General features: G+C 70.4%; 21 protein-coding genes. 9 read left to right on the plus strand and 12 right to left on the minus strand.

Annotation, left to right across the window (positions count from 1 at the left end; translation table 11 throughout):
- Positions 1 to 109: 109 nt before the first annotated feature.
- From MNOD_RS05605 to MNOD_RS05625, 5 genes are all read right to left on the minus strand, one after another.
- Positions 110 to 904, minus strand: coding sequence for an enoyl-CoA hydratase/isomerase family protein (locus MNOD_RS05605; protein WP_015927864.1), 795 nt, complete (start codon positions 902 to 904; stop codon positions 110 to 112).
- Between the two features lie 177 nt (positions 905 to 1,081).
- Positions 1,082 to 1,804, minus strand: a complete 723-nt coding sequence (locus tag MNOD_RS05610; RefSeq protein ID WP_015927865.1) for an ABC transporter ATP-binding protein — start codon at positions 1,802 to 1,804, stop codon at positions 1,082 to 1,084.
- Positions 1,805 to 1,808: 4 nt separating this feature from the next.
- Positions 1,809 to 3,845, minus strand: coding sequence for a branched-chain amino acid ABC transporter ATP-binding protein/permease (locus MNOD_RS05615; protein WP_015927866.1), 2,037 nt, complete (start codon positions 3,843 to 3,845; stop codon positions 1,809 to 1,811).
- A gap of 51 nt (positions 3,846 to 3,896) precedes the next feature.
- The gene (locus MNOD_RS05620) at positions 3,897 to 4,769 is read right to left on the minus strand and encodes a branched-chain amino acid ABC transporter permease (protein ID WP_015927867.1); all 873 of its coding nucleotides are present in this window, start codon (positions 4,767 to 4,769) and stop codon (positions 3,897 to 3,899) included.
- An 82-nt stretch (positions 4,770 to 4,851) separates the two neighbouring features.
- The gene (locus MNOD_RS05625) at positions 4,852 to 6,066 is read right to left on the minus strand and encodes an ABC transporter substrate-binding protein (protein WP_015927868.1); all 1,215 of its coding nucleotides are present in this window, start codon (positions 6,064 to 6,066) and stop codon (positions 4,852 to 4,854) included.
- Between the two features lie 266 nt (positions 6,067 to 6,332).
- Here MNOD_RS05625 and MNOD_RS05630 point away from each other — a divergent pair, with 266 nt between their 5' ends.
- A complete protein-coding gene (locus tag MNOD_RS05630; RefSeq protein WP_015927869.1) occupies positions 6,333 to 6,785 on the plus strand; it encodes an OsmC family protein in 453 nt (150 codons plus the stop codon).
- A 37-nt stretch (positions 6,786 to 6,822) separates the two neighbouring features.
- On the opposite strand, the gene MNOD_RS46170 is transcribed toward MNOD_RS05630, so the two are convergent.
- Entirely contained in the window at positions 6,823 to 7,029 is a 207-nt protein-coding gene (locus MNOD_RS46170) for a hypothetical protein (RefSeq protein WP_198157583.1), read from the minus strand.
- A 131-nt stretch (positions 7,030 to 7,160) separates the two neighbouring features.
- On the opposite strand from MNOD_RS46170, the gene MNOD_RS48610 reads away from it, so the two are divergent.
- Positions 7,161 to 7,325 (plus strand): hypothetical protein, encoded by a 165-nt coding sequence (locus tag MNOD_RS48610; RefSeq protein ID WP_210161791.1) that lies wholly within the window; start codon positions 7,161 to 7,163, stop codon positions 7,323 to 7,325.
- Positions 7,326 to 7,378: 53 nt separating this feature from the next.
- Here the strand turns inward: MNOD_RS48610 and MNOD_RS05635 are convergent, their stop codons facing one another.
- Entirely contained in the window at positions 7,379 to 8,272 is an 894-nt protein-coding gene (locus MNOD_RS05635; RefSeq protein WP_244424669.1) for a hypothetical protein, read from the minus strand.
- Between the two features lie 191 nt (positions 8,273 to 8,463).
- Between MNOD_RS05635 and MNOD_RS05640 the strand changes: the two genes are divergently transcribed.
- Positions 8,464 to 9,174, plus strand: a complete 711-nt coding sequence (locus MNOD_RS05640; protein ID WP_015927872.1) for a carboxymuconolactone decarboxylase family protein — start codon at positions 8,464 to 8,466, stop codon at positions 9,172 to 9,174.
- A 9-nt stretch (positions 9,175 to 9,183) separates the two neighbouring features.
- On the opposite strand, the gene MNOD_RS05645 is transcribed toward MNOD_RS05640, so the two are convergent.
- The gene (locus MNOD_RS05645; protein ID WP_015927873.1) at positions 9,184 to 10,245 is read right to left on the minus strand and encodes a threonine aldolase family protein; all 1,062 of its coding nucleotides are present in this window, start codon (positions 10,243 to 10,245) and stop codon (positions 9,184 to 9,186) included.
- Positions 10,246 to 10,856: 611 nt separating this feature from the next.
- On the opposite strand from MNOD_RS05645, the gene gltB reads away from it, so the two are divergent.
- The 3 genes from gltB (at position 10,857) to MNOD_RS05660 (ending at position 17,884) form a co-directional block, all read left to right on the plus strand.
- Positions 10,857 to 15,548, plus strand: a complete 4,692-nt coding sequence (gltB, locus tag MNOD_RS05650) for a glutamate synthase large subunit (protein ID WP_015927874.1) — start codon at positions 10,857 to 10,859, stop codon at positions 15,546 to 15,548.
- A gap of 239 nt (positions 15,549 to 15,787) precedes the next feature.
- The gene (locus MNOD_RS05655) at positions 15,788 to 16,402 is read left to right on the plus strand and encodes a glutathione S-transferase family protein (RefSeq protein ID WP_015927875.1); all 615 of its coding nucleotides are present in this window, start codon (positions 15,788 to 15,790) and stop codon (positions 16,400 to 16,402) included.
- Positions 16,403 to 16,450: 48 nt separating this feature from the next.
- The gene (locus MNOD_RS05660) at positions 16,451 to 17,884 is read left to right on the plus strand and encodes a glutamate synthase subunit beta (protein WP_015927876.1); all 1,434 of its coding nucleotides are present in this window, start codon (positions 16,451 to 16,453) and stop codon (positions 17,882 to 17,884) included.
- 16 nt (positions 17,885 to 17,900) lie between these two features.
- Here the strand turns inward: MNOD_RS05660 and MNOD_RS05665 are convergent, their stop codons facing one another.
- The 3 genes from MNOD_RS05665 to galE all read right to left on the minus strand — a co-directional run bounded on the left by MNOD_RS05665 (position 17,901) and on the right by galE (position 21,616).
- Positions 17,901 to 19,358: an SGNH/GDSL hydrolase family protein gene (locus MNOD_RS05665; protein WP_015927877.1), complete on the minus strand. Its 1,458-nt coding sequence runs from the start codon at positions 19,356 to 19,358 to the stop codon at positions 17,901 to 17,903.
- 82 nt (positions 19,359 to 19,440) lie between these two features.
- Positions 19,441 to 20,619: a lytic murein transglycosylase gene (locus MNOD_RS05670; protein WP_015927878.1), complete on the minus strand. Its 1,179-nt coding sequence runs from the start codon at positions 20,617 to 20,619 to the stop codon at positions 19,441 to 19,443.
- Between the two features lie 4 nt (positions 20,620 to 20,623).
- Positions 20,624 to 21,616 (minus strand): UDP-glucose 4-epimerase GalE, encoded by a 993-nt coding sequence (galE, locus tag MNOD_RS05675; RefSeq protein WP_015927879.1) that lies wholly within the window; start codon positions 21,614 to 21,616, stop codon positions 20,624 to 20,626.
- Positions 21,617 to 21,757: 141 nt separating this feature from the next.
- On the opposite strand from galE, the gene MNOD_RS05680 reads away from it, so the two are divergent.
- The 3 genes from MNOD_RS05680 (at position 21,758) to MNOD_RS05690 (ending at position 24,195) form a co-directional block, all read left to right on the plus strand.
- Positions 21,758 to 22,624: a UTP--glucose-1-phosphate uridylyltransferase gene (locus MNOD_RS05680; RefSeq protein WP_015927880.1), complete on the plus strand. Its 867-nt coding sequence runs from the start codon at positions 21,758 to 21,760 to the stop codon at positions 22,622 to 22,624.
- Between the two features lie 327 nt (positions 22,625 to 22,951).
- Positions 22,952 to 23,410: a cupin domain-containing protein gene (locus tag MNOD_RS05685; RefSeq protein WP_015927881.1), complete on the plus strand. Its 459-nt coding sequence runs from the start codon at positions 22,952 to 22,954 to the stop codon at positions 23,408 to 23,410.
- Positions 23,407 to 24,195 carry an SDR family NAD(P)-dependent oxidoreductase gene (locus MNOD_RS05690; protein ID WP_015927882.1) on the plus strand — a complete coding sequence of 263 codons (789 nt, stop codon included), beginning with the start codon at positions 23,407 to 23,409 and terminating at the stop codon, positions 24,193 to 24,195. Before MNOD_RS05685 ends, MNOD_RS05690 begins: the two co-directional genes overlap by 4 nt.
- Positions 24,196 to 24,663: 468 nt before the next feature.
- Here the strand turns inward: MNOD_RS05690 and MNOD_RS05695 are convergent, their stop codons facing one another.
- Positions 24,664 to 25,611 (minus strand): IS110-like element ISMno7 family transposase, encoded by a 948-nt coding sequence (locus tag MNOD_RS05695; RefSeq protein WP_012631098.1) that lies wholly within the window; start codon positions 25,609 to 25,611, stop codon positions 24,664 to 24,666.
- Positions 25,612 to 25,764 lie beyond the last annotated feature (153 nt).

Consider the following 25,764-nt stretch of genomic DNA (forward strand, 5'->3'; position numbering starts at 1 on the left):
CCTCCGGAACGGACGGGCCTTCCTGCCAGCCCGCCGAGCCATTGTCACGGTCGCGCGCGCTCCTGCACGCGAATGGCTGCCCTTCAGCGGGTGCCGGGCCCAGAGGATCTCAGGTCCCGGACCAGTTGGGCGGGCGCTTGGCCAGGAAGGCCTCCATGCCCTCGCGAAAATCACGGCTGGTGTAGCACATCAGGATCAGGTCATCGCCGGCCGGCCCGCCCGCCTCGGGCTCGCCGGCGAGCCGGCGCAGACCCTCCTTGGTGGCCGCCAGCGTCAGCGGCGCATGCGCGGCCACCAGCCGCGCCAGCGCGGTCGCCCGCTCGGCAAGCGCGGCGGCATCCGCCACCACCTCGCTGACCAGGCCGATGCGCTGCGCCTCCTCGGCCCCGACCAGCCGGGCGGTGAACAGCATCTCCTTCACGCGCGCCGCCCCCACCAGCGCCGAGAGCCGCCGCAGGTTGCCGAGCGACAGGCAGTTGCCGAGCGTGCGGGCGATCGGGAAGCCGAAGCGCGCATCGCCGGTGGCGAGCCGCAGGTCGCAGGCCGCCGCGATCGCCGCCCCGCCGCCCGTGCAGGCGCCCGCGACCGCCGCGATGGTGGGCTTGCGGCAGCGCTCCAGGCTGCCGAGCACCCGGTCCATGAAGCGCTCGTAGCCGAGCGCATCCTCGGCCGTGCCAAAGCCGCGGAACTGCGCGATGTCGGTGCCGGCCGCGAAGGCCTTGTCGCCCGCCCCGCTGAGGATCACCGCCTTGACCGCGCGGTCCTCGTCGAGGGCGCGGCTGAGCTCGTACAGCCGCTCGTACATCGCGAAGGTCAGCGCGTTGCGGGCCTGCGGCCGGTTCAGGGTGATGCGGGCAATGCCCTCGTCATCGACGGCGCAGAGCAGTTCGTCCGTCTCGGTCATGGCTGGTCCAGAGCAGGCGGCGGGAGGGCCGCATTTGGCGGGGCCGGACGGCACTTGGCAAGCCTGCGCGCCGGCCGGGGCCGTCAACCGGGTGACATGCCGCCGACCCAGAAGGGAGCCGCCCGCTCCCGGAAGGCCAAGCAGTCCCGAAGGCCGAGCGGAGGGCGGCCGGCCCCGTCAGTGCCCGCCGCCGAGATACGCCGCGCGCACCGCCGGGTCGGAGCGGAGCTGCTCGGCCGGGCCCTGGAAGCGGATGCGGCCGTTCTCCAGCACGTAGGCATGGTCGGCGACCCCGAGGGCCGCCATGGCGAACTGCTCGACGAGGAGCATGGTCACCTGCTCCTCCTTCAGGCGCCGGATGGTGCGAAACACCTCCTCCACCAGCTTCGGGGCGAGCCCCATCGAGGGCTCGTCGAGGAGGAGGATCTCCGGGCGCAGCATCAGGGCGCGGCCCATGGCGAGCATCTGCTGCTCGCCGCCCGACAGGGTGCCGGCGAGCTGCGACCGGCGCTCCTTGAGGCGCGGAAAAAGGGCGTAGACCCGGTCGCGGTCGGCGGCGACGTCGCCCTTCGGCCGCGAGCCGGTGAGGCGCGGGAAGGCCCCGAGCGTCAGGTTGTCCTCGACGGTGAGCGTCGGGAAGACCCGGCGCCCCTCGGGCGAGTGGGCGAGCCCGGCCCGGGCGACCTCGTGGCTGTCGAGCCCGCCGATCTCGCGGCCGTTGAGGCGGATCGAGCCGGCCTTCGGCTTGATCATGCCGGAGAGCGCCCGCATGGTCGTGGTCTTGCCGGCCCCGTTCGAGCCGATCAGGGTCACGACCTGCCCCTTCGGCACCGCGAAGGTGAGGCCGTGCAGCACCTCGACCTGGCCGTAGCCGGCGGCCAGTCCCGTCACGTCGAGCATCGCTCTACTCCGCGGCGTCGGCAACCGGGCTGCCGAGATAGGCTTCGATGACCTTCGGGTCGGCCTGGATCTCGCGGGCGCCGCCCTCCGCGATCTTGTGGCCGAAATCGAGGACGCTGACGCGGTCGCAGAGCCCCATCACCACGTCCATGTGGTGCTCGATCAGGATCACGGTGATGCCGGCATCCCGGATCTTGCGGATGATGGCGGTGAGCTCCGCAATGTCGGGCGCGGTCAGGCCCGCGGCCGGCTCGTCGAGGAGGAGCAGCACCGGATCGAGGGCGAGCGCCCGGCCGATCTCGAGCAGGCGCTGCTTGCCGTAGGGCAGGTTGCGCGCCTCGACCTGCGCGAGGTTGCTTAAGCCCACGAAGTCGAGGATCGCCATGGCGCGGGCGCGCGCCTCCCGCTCCTCGCGCCGCCGCCGGGGCGTGCCGAGGATCGCGTCGAAGAGCGTGCCCCGGAAGGCGTGGTGGAGCCCGACCAGCACGTTCTCCAGCGCCGTCATCTCCCGGAAGAGCTGGACGTTCTGGAAGGTGCGCGCCACGCCCGCGAGCGCGATCTCGGAGGGCGTGCGCCCGTCGAGGCGGTTGCTGCCGGCGAGCACCACCGCGCCCTCGGTCGGCCGGTAGATGCCGGTGAGCACGTTCATCATCGTGCTCTTGCCCGAGCCGTTCGGCCCGATCAGGCCGTGGATCGTGCCGGGGCGAACGCTGAGGTCGACGCCGGCCAGCGCCTTGAGGCCGCCGAACTGCATCACGGCGCCCTCGACCCGGAGGAGCGGATCGGCACCCGAGCGGCCGCCTTGCCGGATCAGCGCTTCGCCGGCGGCGGTCAGCAGCCTGCCCTCGCCCGTATGGGCCGGGCGTAAGGCGGGCAGCTTCTCGCGAAAATACCCGACGATGCCCTCCGGCAGGTAGTAGACCACGAATAGGATCATCAGCCCGAAGACGGTGAGCCGGTAATCCGTCACCGATTCCAGGGCGATGGTCGCCGGGAAGAAGGCGATGCAGAGGAGCGCCGGCACCAGGATCGAGACGCGGTTCTCCTGACGGCGCAGGAAGGCGACGCAGAGGATGCCGAGGGCGAGCGCCGCGATGCCTCCCGCCATGATCCGCACCAGCGCGATGTCGGCGAGGATGTTCGGCATCATCACGATGATGGCCGCGCCGATCAGCGGGCCGGAGCGCGACTTACGCCCGCCCATGGTGACGGCGAGCAGGAACAGCACGGTGAGCTCGAAGCCGTAGGTGTTCGGGGCGACGTAGCGCTCCGACCATGCGAAGAGCGCGCCCGCGAGCCCCGCCAGCGCCGCCGAGATCACGAAAGCGTAGACCTTGTAGCGGTAGACGCTGACGCCCATGCAGTCGCAGGCGATGGGCGAGTCGCGCAGGGCCTCGAAGGCGCGGCCGAAGGGCGAGCGCACCACCCGGTTCACCACCAGGATGGTCGCGAGCAGGCTCGCGCAGACGAGGTAGTAGAATTCGAGCTTGCGCCCCGCCGCGCCCCACGGGGCCTGAAGCCCGAGCAGGGAGAAGTCGAGGACCCGGGCCGGCGGCAGGGTGATGCCGAGCGGCCCGTTGGTCAGATCGGTCATCTCGTTGATGAAGATCTGCACGATGGTGCCGAAGGCGAGCGTCACCATGGCGAGATAGGGGCCGCTCACCCGCAGGGCCGGGATCGCCAGCAGGAGCCCGAAGGCCGCCGTGACGCCGATGCCGGCGAGAAGCCCGACCCAGATGCCGAGCTTGAACTTGAGGAAGAGCACCGCCGCCGCATAGGCACCGACCCCGAACAGGCCGGCATGGCCAAGCGAGACCTGGCCCGTATAGCCGACCACGATGTCGAGGCCGAGAATCAGGATCGCGTAGATGGCGATCACGGTGAGGAGGTGGATGTAGTACTGGCTGGTGACGACATGCGGGAAGGCCGCCAGGAACAGCACGAGGAGGCCGGCGCCGATCAGGCCCGCGAAGCGGCCGAGTCCCGCCGCGGGGGCGGGCGGGGCGGCCTCTCGGGCGAGGGCGGATGCGGGCTGCGCCATATTCAAGGATTCCGTGCGCGGGGGAACGCGACGAGGGCCCTCTAGCCCTCGTCAGACCTTCTTGATCACGGCCTTGCCGAACAGGCCGACCGGCCTGACCGCGAGGACGAGGAGGAGCAGGATCAGGCCGGGCACGTCCTTGTAGCCCGTCGAGATGTAGAAGCCCGTGAGCGTCTCGGCGATGCCGAGGATCAGCCCGCCGACGATGACGCCGAGGCCGGATTCGAGGCCGCCGATGATCGCCACCGCGAAGGCCTTGAGCGCCAGCACCGAGCCCATCGTGGCGCCCGTGAGGGTTACGGGAGCGACGAGCACGCCCGCGAAAGCCGCCGTCATGGCGCTGATCGAATAGGACAGCGTGATGACCTTGCGGGTGTTGATGCCCATCAGGCCGGCTGCGTCGATGTCGTTGGAGGTGGCGACCACCGCCTTGCCCCAGATCGAGCGGCGGTTGAACACTTCGACGGCCAGCATCATCAGGAGCGCGCCGGCGACGATCAGGAGCTCCATCGGCAGCACGCGGACGCCGCCGAAGGTCAGCGCCGTCTCCGGCAGCGGCGAGGGGAACTTGAGGTCGTCGCGCCCCCAGATGTTCTCGGCCACGTTCTTGAAGATGATGCCGAGCGCGATGGTGGCCATGATCCACCCGTATTCGGACTTGATCTTCACGGCCGGGCGCACGCCGAGCCGCTCGACCACGGCGCCGAGCGCGAAGCCGAAGACGAGGACGAGGGGCAGCATCAGCCAGTAGCCCGTGAAGGGCACCAGGGTGAGGCCGAACAGGGCGCCGAGCATCAGCGCCTCGCCCTGGCCGAAATTGAGCGTCTTCGAGGTGGCGAAGGTGAGCTGGTAGCCGAACGCGATGGCGGCATAGATCATGCCGACCGCGACGCCGCTCGCGACGAGCTGCAGGAAGATTTGCATCGGGGACCCCGGGGGAGGCCGTGGGGTTGAGCCCGCGCGGGATTCCGCGCGGGCCGATCGGCAGGACGACGACCGTGGGTGTTCAGTTCGACGCCTTCTCCTTCAGGCGGACGACGCCCGCGTTCTTGGCGTCCTCCTCCTTGGCGTAGACGATCCGGCCGTCCTGCACCTTGCCGAACACCACCATGTTGCGGGTGATGGCGTTGTGGTCGGTCTTGGTGAAGGGCTTGTCGTAGGTCGTCACCACGCCCTCGACCTTCTCCTTCAGATCTTCGAGCGCCGCGCGGATCTTCGGCCCCTCGGTGCTGCCGGCCTGCTTGATCGCGGCGGCGAGGAGGAAGACAGAATCGTAGCCTTGCGCGCCCGCGACCGGGGTCGGGATCTTCGAGACCTTGTAGGTGGCATAGTAGCTTTCGAGGAACGCCTTGCGCCGCGGCAGGGTCTTATCCTCGATGAAGGTCTGGGGCATGGTCACGCCGTTGCCGTTCGGCCCGGCGATATCGATGAAGCTCTGCATCGAGGACGGCCAGGAGGTGATCATCGGCACCTTCCAGCCGAGCTTCGCCATGCCGTTGGCGACCTGCCCGAGTTCGGGCCCGATGCCGTAGGCCAGGATCACGTCCGCGCCCGCCGCCTGCGCCTTCAGCAGCTGGGGCGTCATGTCGACGTCCTTGATGTTGAACTTCTCCACCACGACCGGGGTCACGCCCTTGGCCTTGAGGTACTTCTCCAGATCCTCGCGCCCGAGCTGGCCGTAATTGGTGGAATCGGCCAGGATCGCGATCTTCTTGAAGCCGCGGGCGATCGCCTCGTCGGCCATCATGCCGGCCTGCAGCACGTCATAGGCCGAGGTCCGGAACACGTAATTGTCGTCGTAATCCGGCGGGTTGAACTGATTGGTGATGACCGTGCCGGTGGCGACGTTGTTGATCACCGGGATCTCGGCCTCCTGGTAGAAGCGCTGGGCGGCGAGCGCCACGCCGGTATTGATGAAGCCGAGCGTGGCGACGACCTTCTCCTTGTTGATCAGCTCCTGCGCGACCTGGGCGCCGACCTCGTTCTTGGCCTCGTCGTCGCGCTCGACGATCTGGAGCTGGCGCCCGAGCACGCCGCCCTTCTGGTTGATCTCCTGGACGGCGAGCCGCACGCCGTCGCGCATCGAGACGCCCATGGAGGAGGAGCCGCCCGTGAAGGGGCCCGATACGCCGATCTTGATCGGATCCGCAGCGCGCGCCGGGCCGGCAAGCGCGGTCGCGCAGACGAGCGCCGCCGCGAGGGCGGTGAAGGGCAATCGCATCGAGGTCTCCTCCGAGATCGTTTCTTGGGCATGCCGGCCCGTTGAGACCGGACCTTGAGGCAACGATGGAACCCAAATTGGCAGCGCTTGTCGAGCGCGCCTTTAGATCTAGGCGGGAGGCATCGAAGGCTGCTTCGCACCTCAAAGAGGATCCGCTCGCTTGCGCATCGCCGCCGGAATGCGCGAGCATGGCCCGGGGAGCACGCGCAGGCCCCGCCGACGGTCGCGCGGAAGCCCGCCCGCCCGCCCGCAAGACGGAGGCAGGCATGTCGACCTACACCGCCGATGTGACATGGACCCTGAAGGAGGGCGAGGATTTCGCGAGCGGCCGCTACAGCCGCGGCCACACGCTGAGCTTCGACGCCGGCATGACGCTGCCGGGCTCGGCCTCGCCGCACGTCGTCGGACGATGGGCGGTGAAGGAGGCGGTGGATCCGGAGGAGATGCTGACGGCGGCCCTCTCCAGCTGCCACATGCTGACCTTCCTGCACCTCGCGCGGCAGGCGGGCTTCCGCGCCATGGCCTACCGGGACCATGCGGAGGGCGTGATGGGGGAGATCGCCCCGGGCCGGCAGGCGGTGACGAGGGTGACGCTTCATCCGCGGATCGAGTGGTCCGGCCCCGCGCCGGATGCCGAAAGCCTCGCGCAGCTCCACCACGCGGCGCATGAGGGGTGCTTCATCGCCAACTCGGTGAGAACCGAGGTGGTGGTGGCCTGAGGGCTCAAAGCCCGAGCCGGTCGGGGAGGGGGCCGCGCTACGCCTTTGCGGAGGTTGCCGCAGCAGGCGCTCCGCTCTGCGTGATCGCCGTGATTCCGATGCCGGCAACCATGAGGATGGCGGCGATGCCGAGGGTCGCGTCGATCCGCTCGCCAAGGGCAAGCGACGACATGCCAATCCCGACCAGTGGAGTGGCCGTGACACCGAGCGCAGTGGTCAATGCCGGCAGAGAGCGGTTGACCAAGGACATCGCCCAGTAGGCGAGCGCCGTGCCGACGAGCCCACAAGGCGAGCAACGCCGTCACGCGCATGGTCCAGGCCATGCGCGGCAGCCCATGAATCGCAAGGGCGAGCCCGGTCAGAACCGCTCCAACGGTGGCCCGCCGCGCAGAGACAGCGGGGCTCGATGTTGTCGCGGTCTCGCGGCTCTGCATGGCCCCCGGCCGGATGAACGGGATCCTGCTCGGATTCGCCTCCTGGCAGCCGCACGAAATCACCGCAGCGGTCGATCGGCTCGGCTCCATCATTGCCGAGCTTTAGGCAAAGCGTCACGCACTGCTCTTGAGAAGGGCAGCCGCCACTGCTCCGCCCGCCTATTCCTTCGCGGTCGCCGGCTCGTCCTTGGCCGGAACCGGGGTGATGCCGCCGATCACGCGCACCGGGCGGCTGCCGGCCTCCGGCGGGGTCTTCCAGCCGGAATCGGCCGCCTTCGGCGCGGGCGGCGGACTCGCGGCCGCCATCGGCTTCGTCTCCGGCGCGGCGGGCTTGGGGGCGACGAGCTTGGGGGCGGGCTTCGGCTCGGTCAGGGCGGCCGGGCTCTCGATCGGCTTCGGGGCCGCCCTGGCGGCCTTGCGGGGCGCCTCGGACCGGCGGGCGGCGGGGCTGTCCGGGTTCAGGCCGAGCGGGTTCCCGTCCTGCGCCGCGCCGGGCAGCGGGCGGGGAGCGGGTGAGGCGGGTGCGACGCGCTCGACCGGCGGCAGCACCCGGGCCGCGGTGCGGCGCTCGTCGGGCAGGGGCTCGGTGCGGCCATAGGCCGGGGCGCCGGCGGAGGGTGCGCGCGGGAGCGGCTCGCGGGCGAGGTCGCGGGGCGGCAGGATGCGGGTCTCGGCCTCGGTCCAGCCATAGCCTGGGCGGCGCCCGCCCGGGATCGTGCCCGGCGGGTAGAGCGGCGCCTCGATTCGGTCGCGGTCGAGCACCCGGCCCGTGCGGGCATTGACGGTGAGCCGCACCCGGTTGCCCCAGGGCGAGTCGGCCTCGAGCACGTAGGCATCGCCATCGAAGCGCGGATGCGTGAAGGCCCGGTAGCCCTCGCGGCCGAGCCGGACCAGCACGGCGCGGGGCGCGAGCACCGCGTCCGCCTCCTCGACCTCGTAATAGACCTGCGCGGAGGCCGGCGCCGGCGCTCCGATCCCGAGCGCCGTCAGAAGGCCCGCGAAGGAGAGCGCGGCCGCGTGGGCCGCGCTCCGAGTCGACCGCCGAGCGATCATGTCCCGCATTCCCTTGGTTTCGGGGCCGTCGGAGTTGGCTCCCCGCTTCCCCTTGTGCTTGGACGAGCCCGTTAGATCTGCCGATTGGGGCGGGAATGCGGGGATAACGCGGTGTGCCTGCACACCTCGTCCTCGCCTTTCCGGCGATGGCGGATCAGAATTCGCCGCCCCGCACGCCCCGGATCTTCCCCATGTCGCGCCTCGCGCCCGCCCTAAGCAGGTTTCGGAGCCTGCGGTTTTCCGGCAAAAACCTGCGACGGGCCAAGGACCTCAGCAGGCGAAGTGGCGGCACGCCAACGCAAGCCTGCTTAGCGCTCTGCCTGCTCTCGACCGTGGCCCTCGCCCAGGACCGCCTGCCCACCATCCCGCCCGACCAGTACACGCCCGAGCAGAAGAAGGCCGCCGAGGAGTTCGAGGCGGCCCGCAAGGTCAAGGTCTTCGGTCCCTTCGAGCCGCTGATGCACTCGCCGGAGGTGATGACCCTCACCCGCGCGATGGGCGACTACCTGCGCTACAAGCCGAAGATCGGCACCAGGCTCTCCGAGCTCGTCATCCTGATCAACGCGCGGCTGTGGACGCAGGATTACGAATGGTACGTCCACGCCCCGATCGCCGCGAAGGTCGGCATCGCTCCGGAGGTCATCGCGGCGATCCGGGACGGGCGCCGGCCGACGGGCCTCAGCGAGGACGAGGAGATCGTCTACGACTTCACCACCGAGCTGCAGCAGAACCGGCGCGTCTCGGACGCGACCTTCGCGCGGGCCGAGCAGCGTTTCGGCAAGCCGGGCGTGGTCGATCTGACGGCGATCAGCGGCTACTACACCTTCCTGGCGATGCAGCTGAACGCAGCCCGCTACGGCATCCCGAAGGACGGGACGCCGCTGCCGCGCCTGCCGGAGTGACGGCCCCGCTCAGGCGCAAGCCCGCGCGAGGTCGAGGAAGGCGTCGACCTCGGCCTGCGTCGTCGAGAAGGCGGTGATCAGGCGCGCGAAGACCTCGCCCTCGCGCACGGCCTCGCCGGGGGGCAGGCTGGTGGAGTGCCAGCCGTAGAAGGTGGCGCCGCCCTCCTTGAGACTGCGCTCCAGATGCGCCGGCAGGATCGGGAAGACCTCGTTCGCCTCGACCGGCCAGGCGAGGCGAACGCCCGGGATCTCCGCGAGTCCGCGGCCGAGCCGCGCCGCCATGCGGTTCGCGGTCGCGGCATTGGCGAGCCAGTGGTCGTCGTCCAGATAGGCGTGGAGCTGGGCGGCGAGCAGCCGGCCCTTCGAGAGGAGATGGCCCGCCCGCTTGCGGCGGTACTCGATCGTCTCGGCGAGATCCGGGCGGAACACCACGATCGCCTCGGCGGCAAGCGCCCCGTTCTTGCTCGCCCCGAAGGACAGGATGTCGACGCCCGCCCGCCAGGTCACGTCGGCGGGCGGGCAGCCGAGCGCCGCGACGGCGTTGGCGAAGCGCGCGCCGTCCATGTGCACGGCGAGGCCGTGCCGGTGGGCGCCTTCCGCGAGGCGCGCCACCTCGTCCGGGCGGTAGACGAGGCCGCCCTCGGTGGCCTGCGACAGGGTGAGGGCCCGGGCCGGCATCTGTTTCACGTGGCGGGGCATCGCCGAGAGCGTCGCGTCGAAGGCCGCCGGATCGATCTTGGCCCCGGTGCCGGGAAGTCCCGCGAGCTTGGCGCCGTGGGTGTAGAATTCCGGCGCGCCGCACTCGTCGCCCATCACATGCGCCTCCTCGTGGCAGAGGCAGAGGCCGAAGGGCGGCACCATCGCGGCGAGCGCGATGGCGTTCGCCGCCGTGCCGGTCGCGACCGGGAACACGACGAGGTCGGGATGCTGGAAGAGGGCGCGGAAGCGCGCCTGGAGCGCGGCGGTGAGCGGATCCGCCCCGTAGGCCGGCATCGCACCCGCATTCGCGCGCACCACCGCGTCGAGGATCGGGGCGCTCGCGCCGGTCACGTTGTCGCTCGCGAAGTTCATCAGGTCCGCTCCCGCCGAATCAGGCGCCATCATGCCGGCGCCGGCGCGGCACCGCGACCGGGGCAGGATCATGGCGGGCATGCGCGGGGCCTGGAAAAGGGGCTTGGAAAAACTGCGCCGCCCCGACGCGATTTGAACGTTCGTTGCGGCGCGCCGCCGCACGACGCAAGAAAATCACACGCTCCCGCAGGCACGGCCCTTGCTGGAGCCGTTGAAATCTGGCAACGTCCAAAATTAGGACAGCAGGACTGTCCCATTTTCCCGGGCCGCGCGGTCCGGAATCCGAAGGGCGCTGGCTGGTGGCTCGCTGGTTGATGGCTTGCACTTTGGCCAAACGAGATAAGAAAGGCACCGCCCCGCGGGCGGTGCGGACGCGCGCCGGCTGACGAGGCCGCCGGGCGTCCGCGAGGTGCGGGCGCTCCCTGACGCGAGACGCGGCCGAACCTCCAAGAGAATGAAGCGGTGGCCCATGCTAGGTCCCGCCGAGCGCGAAGTCCGTCCGCCGGATCGCGCCGGCGGGAGGGGCCTCCGGACGATGATGCGCCGGCCTCATGCCGGCCGCGTGGCAGCAGGCGCGCCCCCGAAGGCGGGCGCCGACGGGAGACGAGACGATGAGCGGCCTGGACCCCTCCCAGCACACCACCCGCGGGCCGGCAGCACCGGCCCTCGTCGTGCGCGATCCGGCGCTGCCGGCGGAGCAGGGCCTCTACGATCCCAAGCGCGAGAAGGATTCCTGCGGCGTCGGCTTCATCGCCGACCTGCACAACCGGCGCAGCCACGCCATCGTGCAGCAGGGCCTGCAGATCCTGCAGAACCTCGACCACCGAGGCGCGGTCGGCGCCGACCCGAAGATGGGCGACGGCTGCGGCATCCTCGTGCAGATCCCGCACGACTTCTTCGCCGCAGAGGCGAGCCGGCTCGGCATCGCCCTGCCGGAGGCCGGGCATTACGGCGTCGGCCAGCTCTACATGCCCCGCGACGAGGAGGGTTTTCGCAATGTGGTCGGCATCATCGAGAAGGTGATCGCCGACGAGGGCCTGACGCTGCTCGGCTGGCGCGACGTGCCGGTCGACGCGAGCGACCTCGGCGAGAGCGTGAAGGCCAGCGAGCCGCGCCACCGGCAGGTCTTCATCGGCCGGCCCGCTTCGAGCCCCGACCAGGACGCCTTCGAGCGCCGGCTCTATCTCTGCCGCAAGGTCATCTCGAACGCGGTCTACGACCTCAAGGACGAGAAGCTCAAGGAGTTCTACCCGGTCTCCCTGTCCTCGCGCACCATCGTGTACAAGGGCATGGTGCTCGTGCACCAGCTCGGGCAGTACTACCTCGACCTCAAGGACGAGCGTTTCGCCTCGGCGCTCGCCCTGGTGCACCAGCGTTTCGCCACCAACACCTTCCCGACCTGGCGCCTGTCCCACCCCTACCGGATGGTGGCGCATAACGGCGAGATCAACACGCTGCGCGGCAACGTCAATTGGATGGCGGCGCGCCAGGCGAGCGTGGATTCCGAGCTGTTCGGGAACGACATCTCGAAGCTGTGGCCGATCTCCTACGAGGGCCAGTCCGACACCGCCTGCTTCGACAACGCGCTCGAATTCCTCGTGCAGGGCGGCTACCCGCTCGCCCACGCGATGATGATGCTCATCCCCGAGGCCTGGGCCGGCAACCCGCTGATGAGCGAGGAGCGGCGCGCCTTCTACGAGTACCATGCCGCGCTCATGGAGCCGTGGGACGGGCCGGCCGCCGTGTGCTTCACGGATGGCCGCCAGATCGGCGCCACCCTCGACCGCAATGGCCTGCGCCCGGCCCGCTACGTGGTGACCGAGGACGGCCTCGTCGTGCTCGCCTCCGAGATGGGCGTGCTGCCGATCCCGGACGAGACGATCGTCGAATCCTGGCGCCTGCAGCCGGGTCGGATGCTGCTCATCGACCTGGACAAGGGCCGCATCGTCTCGGACGAGGAGATCAAGCGCGAGCTCGCCGCCGCCAACCCCTACAAGGACTGGCTGAAGCGCACCCAGATCGTGCTGGAGGACCTGCGCCCGGTGCAGCCGCGCGAGTCGCGCACCGACGTCTCGCTCCTCGACCGCCAGCAGGCCTTCGGCTACACCCAGGAGGACCTGAAGCTCCTGATGCAGCCCATGGCCGTGACCGGCCAGGAGGCGGTGGGCTCCATGGGGTCGGACACGCCGCTCTCGGCGCTCTCCGACAAGCCCAAGCTGCTCTACACCTACTTCAAGCAGAACTTCGCGCAGGTCACCAACCCGCCGATCGACCCGATCCGCGAGGAGGCCGTGATGAGCCTCGTCTCGTTCATCGGGCCGCGGCCGAACATCCTCGACCTCGAAGGCACCTCGCGCAAGAAGCGGCTTGAGGTGCGCCAGCCGATCCTGACCAACGCGGATCTGGAGAAGATCCGCTGCATCGGCCATTTCGAGGACCGCTTCGACACCAAGACCCTCGACATCACCTACCCGGCCGAGCTCGGCGCTCAAGGGATGGACGGGGCCGTCGACCGGCTCTGCGACCGCGCCGAGGCGGCGGTGCGCGGCGGCTACAACATCATCGTGCTGTCCGACCGGGCGGTCGGGCCGGACCGGATCCCGATCCCCGCGCTGCTCGCCACCGCGGCCGTGCACAACTACCTGATCCGCAAGGGGCTTCGCACCTCGGTCGGCCTCGTGGTCGAGTCCGGCGAGCCGCGCGAGGTGCATCATTTCGCGTGTCTGGCCGGCTACGGCGCCGAGGCGATCAACCCCTATCTCGCCTTCGAGACCCTGCTCGCCATGAAGGACGAGCTGCCGCCCGAACTCTCTGACGACGAGATCATCTACCGCTACATCAAGTCGATCGATAAGGGGCTGCTCAAGGTGATGTCCAAGATGGGCATCTCCACCTATCAGTCCTATTGCGGCGCGCAGATCTTCGACGCGGTCGGCCTGAACTCGTCCTTCGTCGAGCGGGACTTCTTCGGCACGGCGACGACGATCGAGGGCATCGGCATGGCCGAGGTGGCCGAGGAGACGCTGCGGCGCCACCGTGACGCCTTCGGCGACGCGCCGGTCTACCGCAACGCGCTCGATGTCGGCGGCGAATACGCCTACCGCCTGCGCGGCGAGGCCCATACCTGGACGCCCGACACGGTGGCGACGCTCCAGCACGCCGTGCGCCTGCGGCTGCCCGAGCGCTACCGGGAATTCGCCCGGCTCGTGAACGAGCAGGAGAACCACCTCAAGACCATCCGGGGCCTGTTCCGCATCAAGAGCGCGGCCGAGATCGGCAGCAGCCCGGTGGACATCGACGCCGTCGAGCCGGCCGCCGAGATCGTCAAGCGCTTCGCGACCGGGGCCATGTCGTATGGCTCCATCTCCAAGGAGGCGCACGAGACCCTGGCGATCGCGCTGAACTCCTTCGGCGGGCGCTCGAATTCGGGCGAGGGCGGCGAGGAGCGCGAGCGCTACCGGCCGCTGCCGGACGGCCGCTCGCGCCGCTCGGCGATCAAGCAGGTGGCCTCCGGCCGCTTCGGGGTGACGACCGAGTACCTCGTCAATTCCGACATGATGCAGATCAAGGTGGCTCAGGGAGCCAAGCCCGGCGAGGGCGGCCAGCTCCCCGGCCACAAGGTCGACGCCAAGATCGCCAAGGTCCGGCACTCGACGCCGGGCGTCGGCCTGATCTCGCCGCCGCCGCACCACGACATCTACTCGATCGAGGATCTCGCCCAGCTGATCTTCGACCTCAAGAACGTGAACCCCGCGGCCGAGGTCTCGGTGAAGCTCGTCTCCGAGGTCGGGGTCGGGACCGTGGCGGCGGGCGTCGCCAAGGCGCGCGCCGACCACATCACCATCTCAGGCTTCGACGGCGGCACGGGCGCGGCCCCGCTCACCTCGATCAAGCATGCGGGCGGCCCCTGGGAGATCGGCCTCGCCGAGACCCAGCAGACCCTCGTCCTCAACCACCTGCGCGGCCGCGTGGCCCTGCAGGCGGATGGCGGCATCCGCACGGGCCGCGACGTGCTGATCGCGGCGCTGCTCGGCGCCGACCAGTTCGGCTTCTCGACCGCGCCGCTCATCGCGGCCGGCTGCATCATGATGCGCAAGTGCCACCTCAACACCTGCCCGGTGGGCGTCGCGACCCAGGATCCGGTGCTGCGCAAGCGCTTCAAGGGCACCCCTGAGCACGTCATCAACTACTTCTTCTTCGTCGCCGAAGAGGTGCGCGAGCTGATGGCGGGTCTCGGCGTGACGAAGCTCGACGACCTGATCGGGCGCTCGGACCACCTCGACAAGCTCGCGGCGATCTCGCACTGGAAGGCCAAGGGCCTCGACTTCACCCGGCTGTTCCACAAGCCGGAAGTGCCCGGGCATGTCGCGATCCGGCATGTCGAGGCGCAGAAGCACCCGATCGACCACGTGCTCGACCGCCGGCTGATCGCGGCTTTGGGCTCGGCCATCGAGACGGGCGAGCCCGCCACCGTCGAGGACGTGATCCGCAACTCGGACCGGGCGGCGGGCGCGATGCTGTCGGGCCTCGTCGCCAAGGCGCACGGGCACGAGGGGCTTCCCGACGACACCCTCACCGTGAAGCTCACCGGCACCGCCGGGCAGAGCTTCGGCGCGTGGCTCGCCGCGGGCGTCACCCTGATCCTCACCGGGCACGGGAACGACTATGTCGGCAAGGGCCTGTCGGGCGGCAAGCTGATCCTGCGCCCCTCCGACGGCCTCAAGGCGCCGGCCGAGCGCACCATCATGGTGGGCAACACCGTGCTGTACGGGGCGATCGCGGGCGAGGCCTATATCCGGGGCGCGGCCGGCGAGCGCTTCGCGGTGCGCAATTCCGGCGCCATCGCGGTGGTCGAGGGCATGGGCGACCATGGCTGCGAGTACATGACGGGCGGCGTCGTGGTGTCGATCGGCGAGACCGGCCGCAACTTCGCGGCCGGCATGTCGGGCGGCATCGCCTATGTCCTCGACGAGGACGGCACGTTCGCCAAGCGCTGCAACCTGTCCATGGTCGATCTCGAGCCGGTCGAGGAGGAGGACGAGTTCATGCGCCGCTTCCACCAGGACGGCGACCTGGAGACCAAGGGGCGCATCGACATCCTGGCCAACATGTCGGGCCATGACGAGGAGCGTCTCGTCGGGCTGATCAACAACCACCTCAAGTACACCGGCTCGGTGCGCGCCAAGGCGATCATCGACAACTGGGACACCTACCGCACCAAGTTCGTGAAGGTGATGCCGGTCGAGTACCGGCGGGCCCTGCGCGAGATGGAGCGGGCCCGGCTGCCGGTGGCGGCGGAGTAGCCGCTCGCAAGCCAGGCGCGGGGAACCCCCTCTCCCGAGCGGGAGAGGGGCATGGGGATCGAAGATCCCACGTGAGGGTGCTACGGTTCCGCAAGGTAACTGAACCGTGCCGCTGCCAACTCGCCGCTCCGCGCCCAAAACTGAACCCGTGCCACCCTCACCCCTGCCCCTCTCCCACTCGGGAGAGGGGTTCCCCGCGCCTCATCGGCCAGGGGATGCTGATCCTCGGAGGCATCGCAGTGCAGATCTTCGGCGACCTAGTGTCGGGCAATTGCCTCAAGGTGAGATACGTCGCCGATCATCTCGGCCTGCCCTATACTTGGGTGCCCGTCGACATCATGAAGGGCGAGAGCCGCACGCCCGAATACCTCGCCCGCTTTCCCGCCGGGCAGGTGCCCGGAATCGTCTTTCCGGACGGGCGCTGCCTCGCGCAGTCGAACGCCATCATCCGGTACCTCGCCCGCAGCAGCGCGCTCTTGCCGGAGGATCCCTGGATCCAGGCCAAGATCGACGAGTGGCTGTTCTGGGAGCAGTACAGCCACGAGCCCACCATCGCCGTCTGCCGCTTCCAGATGCGCTACAGGGGCGAGCCCGCCGCGATGCGCGACCCCCGGAAGGTGGCCGGCGGCGAGGCGGCCCTCGACCTGATGGAGCGACGCTTGGTCGCCGCGGATTGGTTCGCGGGCGAGACCTTCACCATCGCGGACATCGCCCTCTTCGCCTATACGCAATTCGCCGACGAGGGCGGATTCAGCCTCGCCGCGCGGCCGGCCGTGCGCGCTTGGCTCAAGCGTTGCATGCAGGCTCTCGGCCTGCCGCGTGACGAACCGACACCTCCCGCCGCACTCTCCTGAGAGCCCCGGCGCCGATCCGTTCCCCGTTCCACATTCCGAGTTTTTCCGATGGGCAAGGTCACAGGCTTCCTCGAATACGACCGCCAGGAGCAGAAGTACCAGCTCGCCGGCGACCGCGTGCGGCACTTCCTCGAATTCACCCTGCCGCTCGACGAGCATGACCTGAAGAAGCAGGCGGCCCGCTGCATGGATTGCGGCATCCCGTTCTGCCACGGCCCGACCGGCTGCCCGGTCCACAACCAGATCCCGGACTGGAACGACCTCGTCTACAACGCGGACTGGGAGGAGGCGTCGCGCAACCTCCACTCCACGAACAACTTCCCGGAATTTACCGGGCGCATCTGCCCGGCCCCGTGCGAGGAGGCCTGCACCCTCAACCTCGAGAACCAGCCGGTCGCGATCAAGACCATCGAGCAGGCCATCGCCGACAAGGCCTGGAGCATGGGCTGGATCGTGCCCGAGCCGCCGAAGGCCAGGACCGGCAAGAGGATCGCGATCATCGGCTCGGGGCCGGCCGGCCTTGCGGCGGCCCAGCAGCTCGCCCGGGTGGGCCACGACGTCCACGTCTTCGAGCGCGAGCCGAAGGCCGGCGGCCTGCTGCGCTACGGCATCCCCGACTTCAAGATGGAGAAGCGCCACATCGACCGCCGGGTGCGGCAGATGGAGGCCGAGGGCGTGCAGTTCCACTATGGCGTCAATGTCGGCGTCACCCGCTCCTTCGCGAGCCTGCACAACGAGTTCGACGCCGTACTGTTCGCCGGCGGCGCCGAGGAGCCGCGCAACCCGCAGATCCCCGGCCAGGACCTGGAGGGCGTGCATTACGCGATGCCCTATCTCGTGCAGTCGAACCGCCGGGTCGGCGCGGAGGAGGACGTGCTCGCCGCCGAGACGCCGATCCTCGCCGCGGGCAAGAACGTGGTGGTGATCGGCGGCGGCGACACGGCCTCGGACTGCATCGGCACCGCCTTCCGGCAGGGCGCCCTCTCGGTGACCCAGCTCGACATCCGCCCGCGCCCGCCGGAGCGCGAGGACAAGCTCGCCGTGTGGCCCTATTGGGCGACGAAGATGCGCGTCTCGTCGAGCCAGGCGGAGGGCGCCGAGCGCGAGTTCCAGGCCGCGACCCTGCGCATCGAGGGCAACAAGAAGGGCCGGGTGAAGGGCGTGGTCTGCGCCCGCGTCGACGAGAAGCGCCAGCCGCTTCCCGGCACCGAGTTCATGCTGCCGGCCGACCTCGTCTTCATGGCGATCGGCTTCGCCGGCCCGGTGGCGAAGGGGCTCCTGGAGGAATCCGGCGTCGAGCGCGACCGCCGCGGCAACGTGAAGGCCGACGAGACCAGCTACCGCACCTCGAACGAGAAGATCTGGGCGGCGGGCGACATGCGGCGCGGCCAGTCCCTCGTCGTCTGGGCGATCCGCGAGGGCCGGCAGGCCGCGCGCGCCATCGACGAGGCGCTGATGGGCTCGACCACGCTGCCACTCTGACTCAGCTTCCGGTTGATCAGCTCCGCGGCCAGCGGAAATCGTCCGCCCGGCCGGGCTGCGGGCTCGGCGGGGCGCCGCGGGTGAGGCTGCGCTCCACCGTATAGCCCCCATCGCCCTCGATCCGCGGCCGACCGCTGATGAGCTGGCCGCCGGGCGAGACCTCGTTGCGGGTCAGCGGCACGACCGGGCCGGCGGTCGGCTTCACCGGCAGGGCCGGAATGCCGGGTGGCTCCGGCAGGCTCGGCAGCATGGCGGTGATGAGCCGGTCGATGGCCGCATCGTCGTCCAGGCGCGGCGCCTGGCCCGGCTCCGCGGGCGCCGGGGCGGTCGCCACCGCGTCGGGGACGCTCGGGGCGCCGCCGCGCTGCTCCATCAGACGCTTGATCTCGACATCCGCGAAATGCGCCGCCTTGCGGGCGCCCGCCTGGGTGAAATGCACGCCGTCGGAGGTGCGCAGGCGCGCGGACTGACCCTCGACGTCGGGCCCGGTCGCCACGTAGCGGTTCTGCTCATCCACGAAGGCCGGCCAGATATCGACGTAGACGCCGCCCGCCCGCTGGACGCGGTCCCGATTGATCTCGTTGATCGAGATGAGATCGGCCGAGAGGCCCTCGTTCTTCATCGGCGGCTCGCCGACCCAGATCACCGGCACCTTGGCATCGGCAAAGACCTTCAGCAGGGCGTCGACCCGGTCGCGGTAGACCGCCTTCCAGCGGTCGCTGAGCGCCTCGACGGTCTGGTCGCCGTCGCGCAGGGACTGGCGGTCGTTCGCCCCCACCATCACGATCGCGTAGGTCACCTTCGGGTTGGACTTCACGTACTCCTCGGCGGCCTTGGGCCAATCGACCACGTCCCGGCGCACGAGACCGCTGTCGCCCCGGGCGCGGCGGATGATCAGCACGTCGGGATTGGACTCGTAGGCGGCCTCCAGCCCCTTGCCGAGCAGATCGGCGAGCGAATCGCCGAACACCGCGATCTGCGTCGTCGGATTCGTCTTCGGCTTCGGCGCGGGCGCGGCCGCGACGGCCGGAGCGGGCCGCGGCTTCGGCCGCTGGACCGAGCGCCCCTCGCGGCTGCGATGGACTTCCCGGAGCGCCTCGCGCGGCGCCGCCTCGCGCGGGCCCTCGCGCAGGCGGGGCCGGGGCGTCCGGTAGCCGCCGTAATAGCCGCCCTGCTGGGGCTGGGGCTGGGGCGCGGGTGCGGCCTGCTGCGGCGCATCGTCCTCCCAGGGCCAGCGAAACCCGCGCTGCGGGGCCGGCGCCGGCGCCGGAGCCGGGGCGCGCCGGTAGCCCTGCCGCCCGCCATAGCCGTCGTCGTAGCCGCGCGGCCGGTAGCCGTAGGGATCCTGCCGCGGCGCCTGATACCCGCCGTCGCCGCCGCCCCACCATTGCGCGTGGGCGGGCAGCGCGGTCGCGAGCAATCCGCCGCCGACGAGGCTGCGCAGCCCGAGCCCCACGATCCTCCGCCACCTCATGCGCCGGCATCCTCCCGCATCGCACCCGCCGATCCCGAAGATCCGATGATAACGTGCTACGGCGCAGATCGCACCCGACGGGTCAGGGCGAGGCGTGCCGCAGATGCTCCAGCAGCGCCGGCGTCGCGTAGCCATCCGCCGGCAGGCCGGCGGCGATCTGGTAGCGGCGCACGGCCTCGCGCAGCTTCGGCCCGGCCCGGCCGTCGAGGGGGCCCGCATAGAGGCTGCGCGCCGCGAGCCCCTGCTGGAGGGCCCTGAGACCCGCCTGGTCGAGGCGCGGCGCGGCGACCGGCCAGGGGGCCGAGAGGGGCGCCCCGCCGGCGATCCGGTCGGCGAGGTGGCCGACCGCGAGCGCATAGGCATCCGAGGTGTTGTAGGCGCGAAACGCCTCGAAATTGTCGGTGATGAGAAAGGCCGGCCCGCTGCGCCCGCCCGGCAGGAACAGGCTTGCCTCCCCCTGTGCCGGCAGGGCCGTCCCGTCCGCCCGCCGGACCCCGCGGGCGGAGAACTCCGCGAAGGATCCGCGGTAGCGGGCGAGATCGAACCCGTCCGGCAGCCGCACCGCGACGCCCCAGGGCAGGCCGGGCTGCCAGCCCGCCTGTCGCAGGAAGCTCGCGATCGAGGCGAGCGCGTCGGGCGCCGAGGTCCAGATGTCGCGCCGGCCGTCGCCGTCGAAATCGACCGCCGTCCGCAGATAGACCGAGGGTAGGAACTGCGTCTGGCCCATGGCCCCGGCCCAGGAGCCCCGGAGACCCTCCGGCCCCACGTCGTGATGCTCCAGGATCTCCAGGGCGGCGAGGAGTTCGTCGCGGAAGAGGTCGCTGCGATGCCCGGCCTGCGCCAGGGTCGCCAGCGCCCGCACCGTCGAGACCGTGCCGGTCCCGGTGCCGAAATCCGATTCCATGCCCCAGACCGCGAGGAGCACCGGGGCGGGGACGCTAGAGCGCGCCTCGATCGCCGCCAGCACGTCGGCGCGCCTTGCCGCCTCGGCCTTCCCGCGGGCGACGCGGCCCGGCGAGACCGCGCCCGCCAGGTAGTCCCAGATCGGGCGGCCGAACTCGCCCTGGCGCCGGATGCGGGCGAGCACCGCCGGATCGGGCGCCGTCACCTCCCGAAAGGCCGCGTCGAAGGTGGCGCGCGAAACCCCGCGCGCCTGGGCGAGCGGCCACAGGCCCTCGATCCAGGTCCGGAAGCCGTCCTGCGCCGCGGCGCCGGTGAGCGCCAGCGCGAGACCGAGCGCCGCCAGGAGACTGCGCCGCATCGCGCTAGATCTGGTTGCGCCTGGCGAGGGCGTCCTCCCAGGCCAGCGCCTGCGAGACGATCCCGCGCAGGTCGTCGTGCTTCGGCCGCCAGCCGAGGCGCTCCCGGATGCGGTCGGCTTGCGCGATGATCTGCGAGGGGTCGCCCGGCCGCCGCGGCGACAGGCGCACCTCGAAGTCGCGCCCCGACACCTCCTTGACCACTTGGATCACCTCCAGCACCGAGTAGCCGCGCCCGTAGCCGCAATTGAGCGTCAGGCTCTCGCCCCCGCCCCGCAGGTGGTTGAGGGCGACGAGATGCGCGTCGGCGAGGTCCGAGACCTGAATGTAGTCGCGCAGGCAGGAGCCGTCGGGCGTCGGGTAGTCGGTGCCGAACACCTCCAGATGGCTGCGCGTGCCGAGCGCGGCCTGCGTCGCGACCTTGATCAGGTGGGTGGCGTTCGGCGTCGACTGGCCGGAGCGCCCGCGCGGGTCGGCCCCCGCGACGTTGAAGTAGCGCAGGGCCACGTAGGTGAGGCCGTGGGCCTTGGCCGCGTCGGCGAGCATCCACTCGGTCATCAGCTTCGAGCGGCCGTAGGGGTTGATCGGGTTCGTCGGCAGATCCTCCGGCACCGGCACCTGGGCGGGCTCGCCGTAGACCGCCGCCGTGGAGGAGAAGATCACGTGGCGCACGCCCTCGCGCACCGCGGCCTCGATCAGCGCCCGCGACTTCACCGTGTTGTTGAGATAGTAGCCGAGCGGGTCGGAGACGGAATCCGGCACCACGATCTTGGCCGCGAAATGCGCGATGGCATCGATCCCGTGGCGGCGGATCGTCTCGGTGACGAGAGCCTGGTCGCCCATATCGCCCCGCACCAGGGTCACGTCCGGCGGCAGAGCCCAGGCGAAGCCGGTCGAGAGATCGTCGATCACCACGACCTCGCCGTGCCCCGCATCGAGCAGGGCCAAGACCATGTGGCTGCCGATGTAGCCGGCCCCTCCCGTGACAAGTACCGCCATGCCGCTCTCCTCGCAGGTCGCGGGTTGATCACTACCCCGCTATGCTTCAGCGTCAATGAACCGTGCGGCGGCCGTTCCGCACGGTCAGCCTCACCGGCCCCGGCAGCGCCCGGGGCTCCCTGTTTCACCGGATCACGCACGATGAAGCCCATTCGCAAAGCTGTCCTGCCCGTCGCGGGTCTGGGCACCCGCTTCCTGCCGGCCACCAAGGCCGTGCCGAAGGAGATGCTGACGGTCGTGGACCGGCCCGTGGTGCAGCACGTCGTCGACGAGGCCAAGGAAGCGGGGATCGAGCACTTCATCTTCGTCACGGGCCGCGGCAAGGGGGTGATCGAGGACCATTTCGACATCGCCTACGAGCTCGACCGCACCCTGCAGGAGCGCGGCAAGCAGGCAGCCTACGAGGAGCTCAAGCGCGACCTGCCGCAGGCCGGCCAGACCAGCTTCACCCGCCAGCAGGAGCCGCTCGGCCTCGGCCATGCGGTCTGGTGCGCCCGCGAGATCGTCGGCGACGAGCCCTTCGCGGTGATCCTGCCCGACATGCTGAGCCGCGGCTGCATGACGCAGATGCTGGCCGCCTACGAGCGCCACGGCGGCAACGTGATCGCCGTCGAGGAGGTCGCCCCCGACCAGACCCACCAGTACGGCATCGTCAGCGTGGGCCAGGAATTCGGCGACACCTTCGAGATCACCGGCATGGTCGAGAAGCCGCCGAAGGGCACCGCGCCCTCGAACTTCATCATCTCGGGCCGCTACATCCTGCAGCCGGAGATCTTCGGGATCCTGTCGAAGGGCGAGAAGGGCGCGGGCGGCGAGATCCAGCTCACCGATGCGATGAAGCGCCTGTCCGAGACGCAGTCCTTCTACGGGATGCGCTACCGGGGCAAGACCTACGACACCGGCTCCAAGCTCGGCTTCCTCGTCGCCAATCTCGCCTATGCGCTGGAGCGCGAGGATCTGCGCGAGGACCTCAAGCGCGAAATGGCCGAGCTGTTGCGCGGAGCGTGAGGCGGCCATGCGCTCACCGCGGAGCGCGGCATTAGATTTCACTTGCGGTTTGTGCGCTGCGCCTTAAATGTTGCGTTGCGAGATCGCGATGGCGTCGCGGTCTCGCTGCCCTCCTTGGGCGTTTCCTCCCTAGACTTCGGGCCGATCCGCGAGGACGGCCTTTTTTTTGCCCTGCGTATAGCCGGCTCACAGGCATGTCGAGCGGTCCGGTTGTGTCGGCACGACGCAGCGTCCACTCTGGCCGCCGGCCCGCCAGGGTCCGGCCGGGCGACGTGGACCAGTTCGCCGTCCTGGCAGACGACGACGCGAAGGGCCGGGAGGGGGACGATGGCCGACAGCGATCCTGCGCGGACGCGCGCCACAGGCCGGTTCGACATCATCGCGGAGGCGCTCGCGCTCCCGGCCACCGCCGAGACGATGCTGGCCGATACCTATCTGACGGACCGGGAGGCGGCGAGCGCGCGGGTGTTCCGCGTCTATCGGCCGACCCCGCCGCATTTCCACCGGGGCTGCGACGAATACCTCTACGTGGTGTCGGGACGGGGCACGTTCTGGATCGGCGACCCCGCCACCGAGGCCGAGTTCGGCCCCGGCCACCTGCTGTTCTTCGAGCGCGGCACGGTGCACGCCCTGCCGACGATCCTGTCGGAGCCGCTGGTCTTCCTGTCGATCGACACGCCGCGCCGGCGGCCCGACGACGTCGTCTTCGTCGATCCGGCGGACGGCACGCCCGAGACCTTCATGGCGCGCAACGCGCCGCACCCCCCACCCGGAGACTCCGCATGAGCGACGCCCCCCGTACCGCCCTCGTCACCGGTGCCGCCCGGGGCATTGGGCTTGCCACCGCCCGGCTCTTCCTGCGCGACGGCTGGCGCGTCGCCCTCCTCGACATCGACCGGGAGGGGCTTGCGGGCGCGGTGGCGGCGCTCGACCAGCCGGAGCGCACCCTCGCGCTGCCCTGCGACGTCTCCGACGAGGCCGGCGTGACGGACGCCGTGGCGGCGACCGCCGACCGCTTCGGGCGCCTCGACGCCCTCGTCAACAATGCGGGAATCGCAGTGTTCAAGCCGCTCCTCGAGACCACGCCGGCCGAATGGGCGCGGGTGCTCGCGGTGAACCTCACCGGGCCGTTCCTGTCCACGCGGGCCGCCGCGCCGGTCATGGCCCGCACGGGCGGCGGGGCCATCGTCAACATCACGTCGATCTCGGGCCTTCGCGCCTCGACCCTGCGCGTCGCCTACGGCACCAGCAAGGCGGGGCTCGCCCATCTCACCAAGCAGCAGGCCGTCGAACTCGCCGGGCTCGGCATCCGGGTCAACGCGGTGGCCCCGGGCCCGGTGGACACGGCCATGGCCAAGGCCGTGCACAGCCCGGCCATCCGCGCCGACTACCACGACGCGGTGCCGCTCAACCGCTACGGGCTGGAGGAGGAGATTGCCGAGGCGATCGTCTTCCTGGCCGGCCCACGGGCCGCCTACGTCACCGGGCAGGTTCTGGCGGTCGATGGCGGCTTCGAGGCTGCCGGGATCGGGCTGCCGACCCTGCGGCGCATGGCGGAGCGGGGGGACTGATCGCCGGCGCAGGCCGTTGCGCCCGGTCGAAGCGCAGCGGCCCGCTCTCACGCGACGGCGGAGTGTGTATCGCGTGTCCTGCGAGACGGCGGGCCGGCTCCGGCAGCCACTCCGCCCCCTCATGCTGAGGAGCGGGGCCGCTTCCACGCCCCTCAGGAGCGGATTTTAGACCGCGTCAGCCCCCGCGACGCTGTCCGCCTGACACGCCCAGCGACGATCGGGGATCGGCGCCCGGCCTCCGTCGTCCGCCCCCCTGTCCCGGGCGCATGCAGCGGCAGCGGAATGCGACCCGGGACTTGAGCCGAGAAGTCGCGCAGCGACCGCTTGTCGGCCACGCTGGAGGCAACCGGCGCCGCTGCGCGGCAAATCCTCGTGCTGGGTCCCGGATCTCCTTCCGCTGACGCTGCAGTCGTGCAGGCCCGAACGGGCCCGGAAAGAGGGAGCGGGACAGAGCGGCTGTGTTGAAGGTCAAGCGGCGAGTGGCCGCCAGGGCGTGCGTTCGCGGACGATGGCGTTGAGCGTCACCAGGAGCTTTCGCATTACGGCCACGAGGGCGACCTTCCTCGGCCGACCGCGCTGAGTGAGCCGCTCATAAAAGGGCCGGAAGGGAGAGCCTCGCCGGATCGCGGTCAGAGCGGCCATGTACAGCACGCCCCGCACTGACGTTCGCCCGCCCGCGATGGACCGGCGGCCTCGCATCAGGCCCGAGTCGCGGTTGATCGGAGCGATGCCGACGAGTGCTGCAAGCTGGTGGCGGCCAATGGTGCCGAGCTCAGGCAACTGAGCCAGAAGCGTGCGCGCGGTGACGTCACCGATCCCGGGGACGGACTTGAGCAACGCCTCGGTCTCGCACCAGACCGGAGAGGCCTTGATGGCTCGGTCGATGTCGCGGTCGAGCTCCACGAGCTCCCGCTCCAAGAAGGCGATGTGCCGGTCGACTCGCCGGATCAGTTGCTTGTCCACGGCTTGATCGCGACGGTTCGTCTCCATACCGATCATCCCGATGATCTGCCGCCGCCGGCTCACAAGCTCGGCAAAATGGCTTCTCTCCGGCTCCGGCAGGGGCCTGGCCGGTGGTCTGATGCGTTCAGCGAAGAGGGCAATGACCTCAGCGTCGAGCGTGTCGGTCTTCGCCAGACGACCCATGGCTCTGGCGAAATCGCGGATCTGGCGTGGGTTGACGATGCAGAGCGGCAGCCCGACCGCTGCCAACGCTGCAGCCACGCTCGCCTCGAAGCCGCCTGTGGCTTCAAGGACGACGAGAGCGACAGGGAGGCGGCCAAGACGGCGAGCGAGGGTATCCAGCCCTTTCGCGTCCCGTGGGACATGCAACGCCTCGTCCGAGGGTCTCAGATGAACGTCGAGGCGGTCCTTGGATACGTCGATGCCGACGAAGATGGTGCGGTGTTCGTCCATGACCCTACCTTGCAAATGCGGGCTCGGGCCCGAGCGGCTGTCCGGGTTCGGGACTGTGAAGGTGAGGGCCGCACCATGCTCTGTCGCGGGCTTGCAAGCCCAAGGCGAACGCGGGCTGACCCTCACCTTGTAGCCTCGCTGGCATCGCTCCAG

Source organism: Methylobacterium nodulans ORS 2060, from assembly GCF_000022085.1.
GTDB classification, from domain to species: Bacteria; Pseudomonadota; Alphaproteobacteria; order Rhizobiales; family Beijerinckiaceae; genus Methylobacterium; species Methylobacterium nodulans.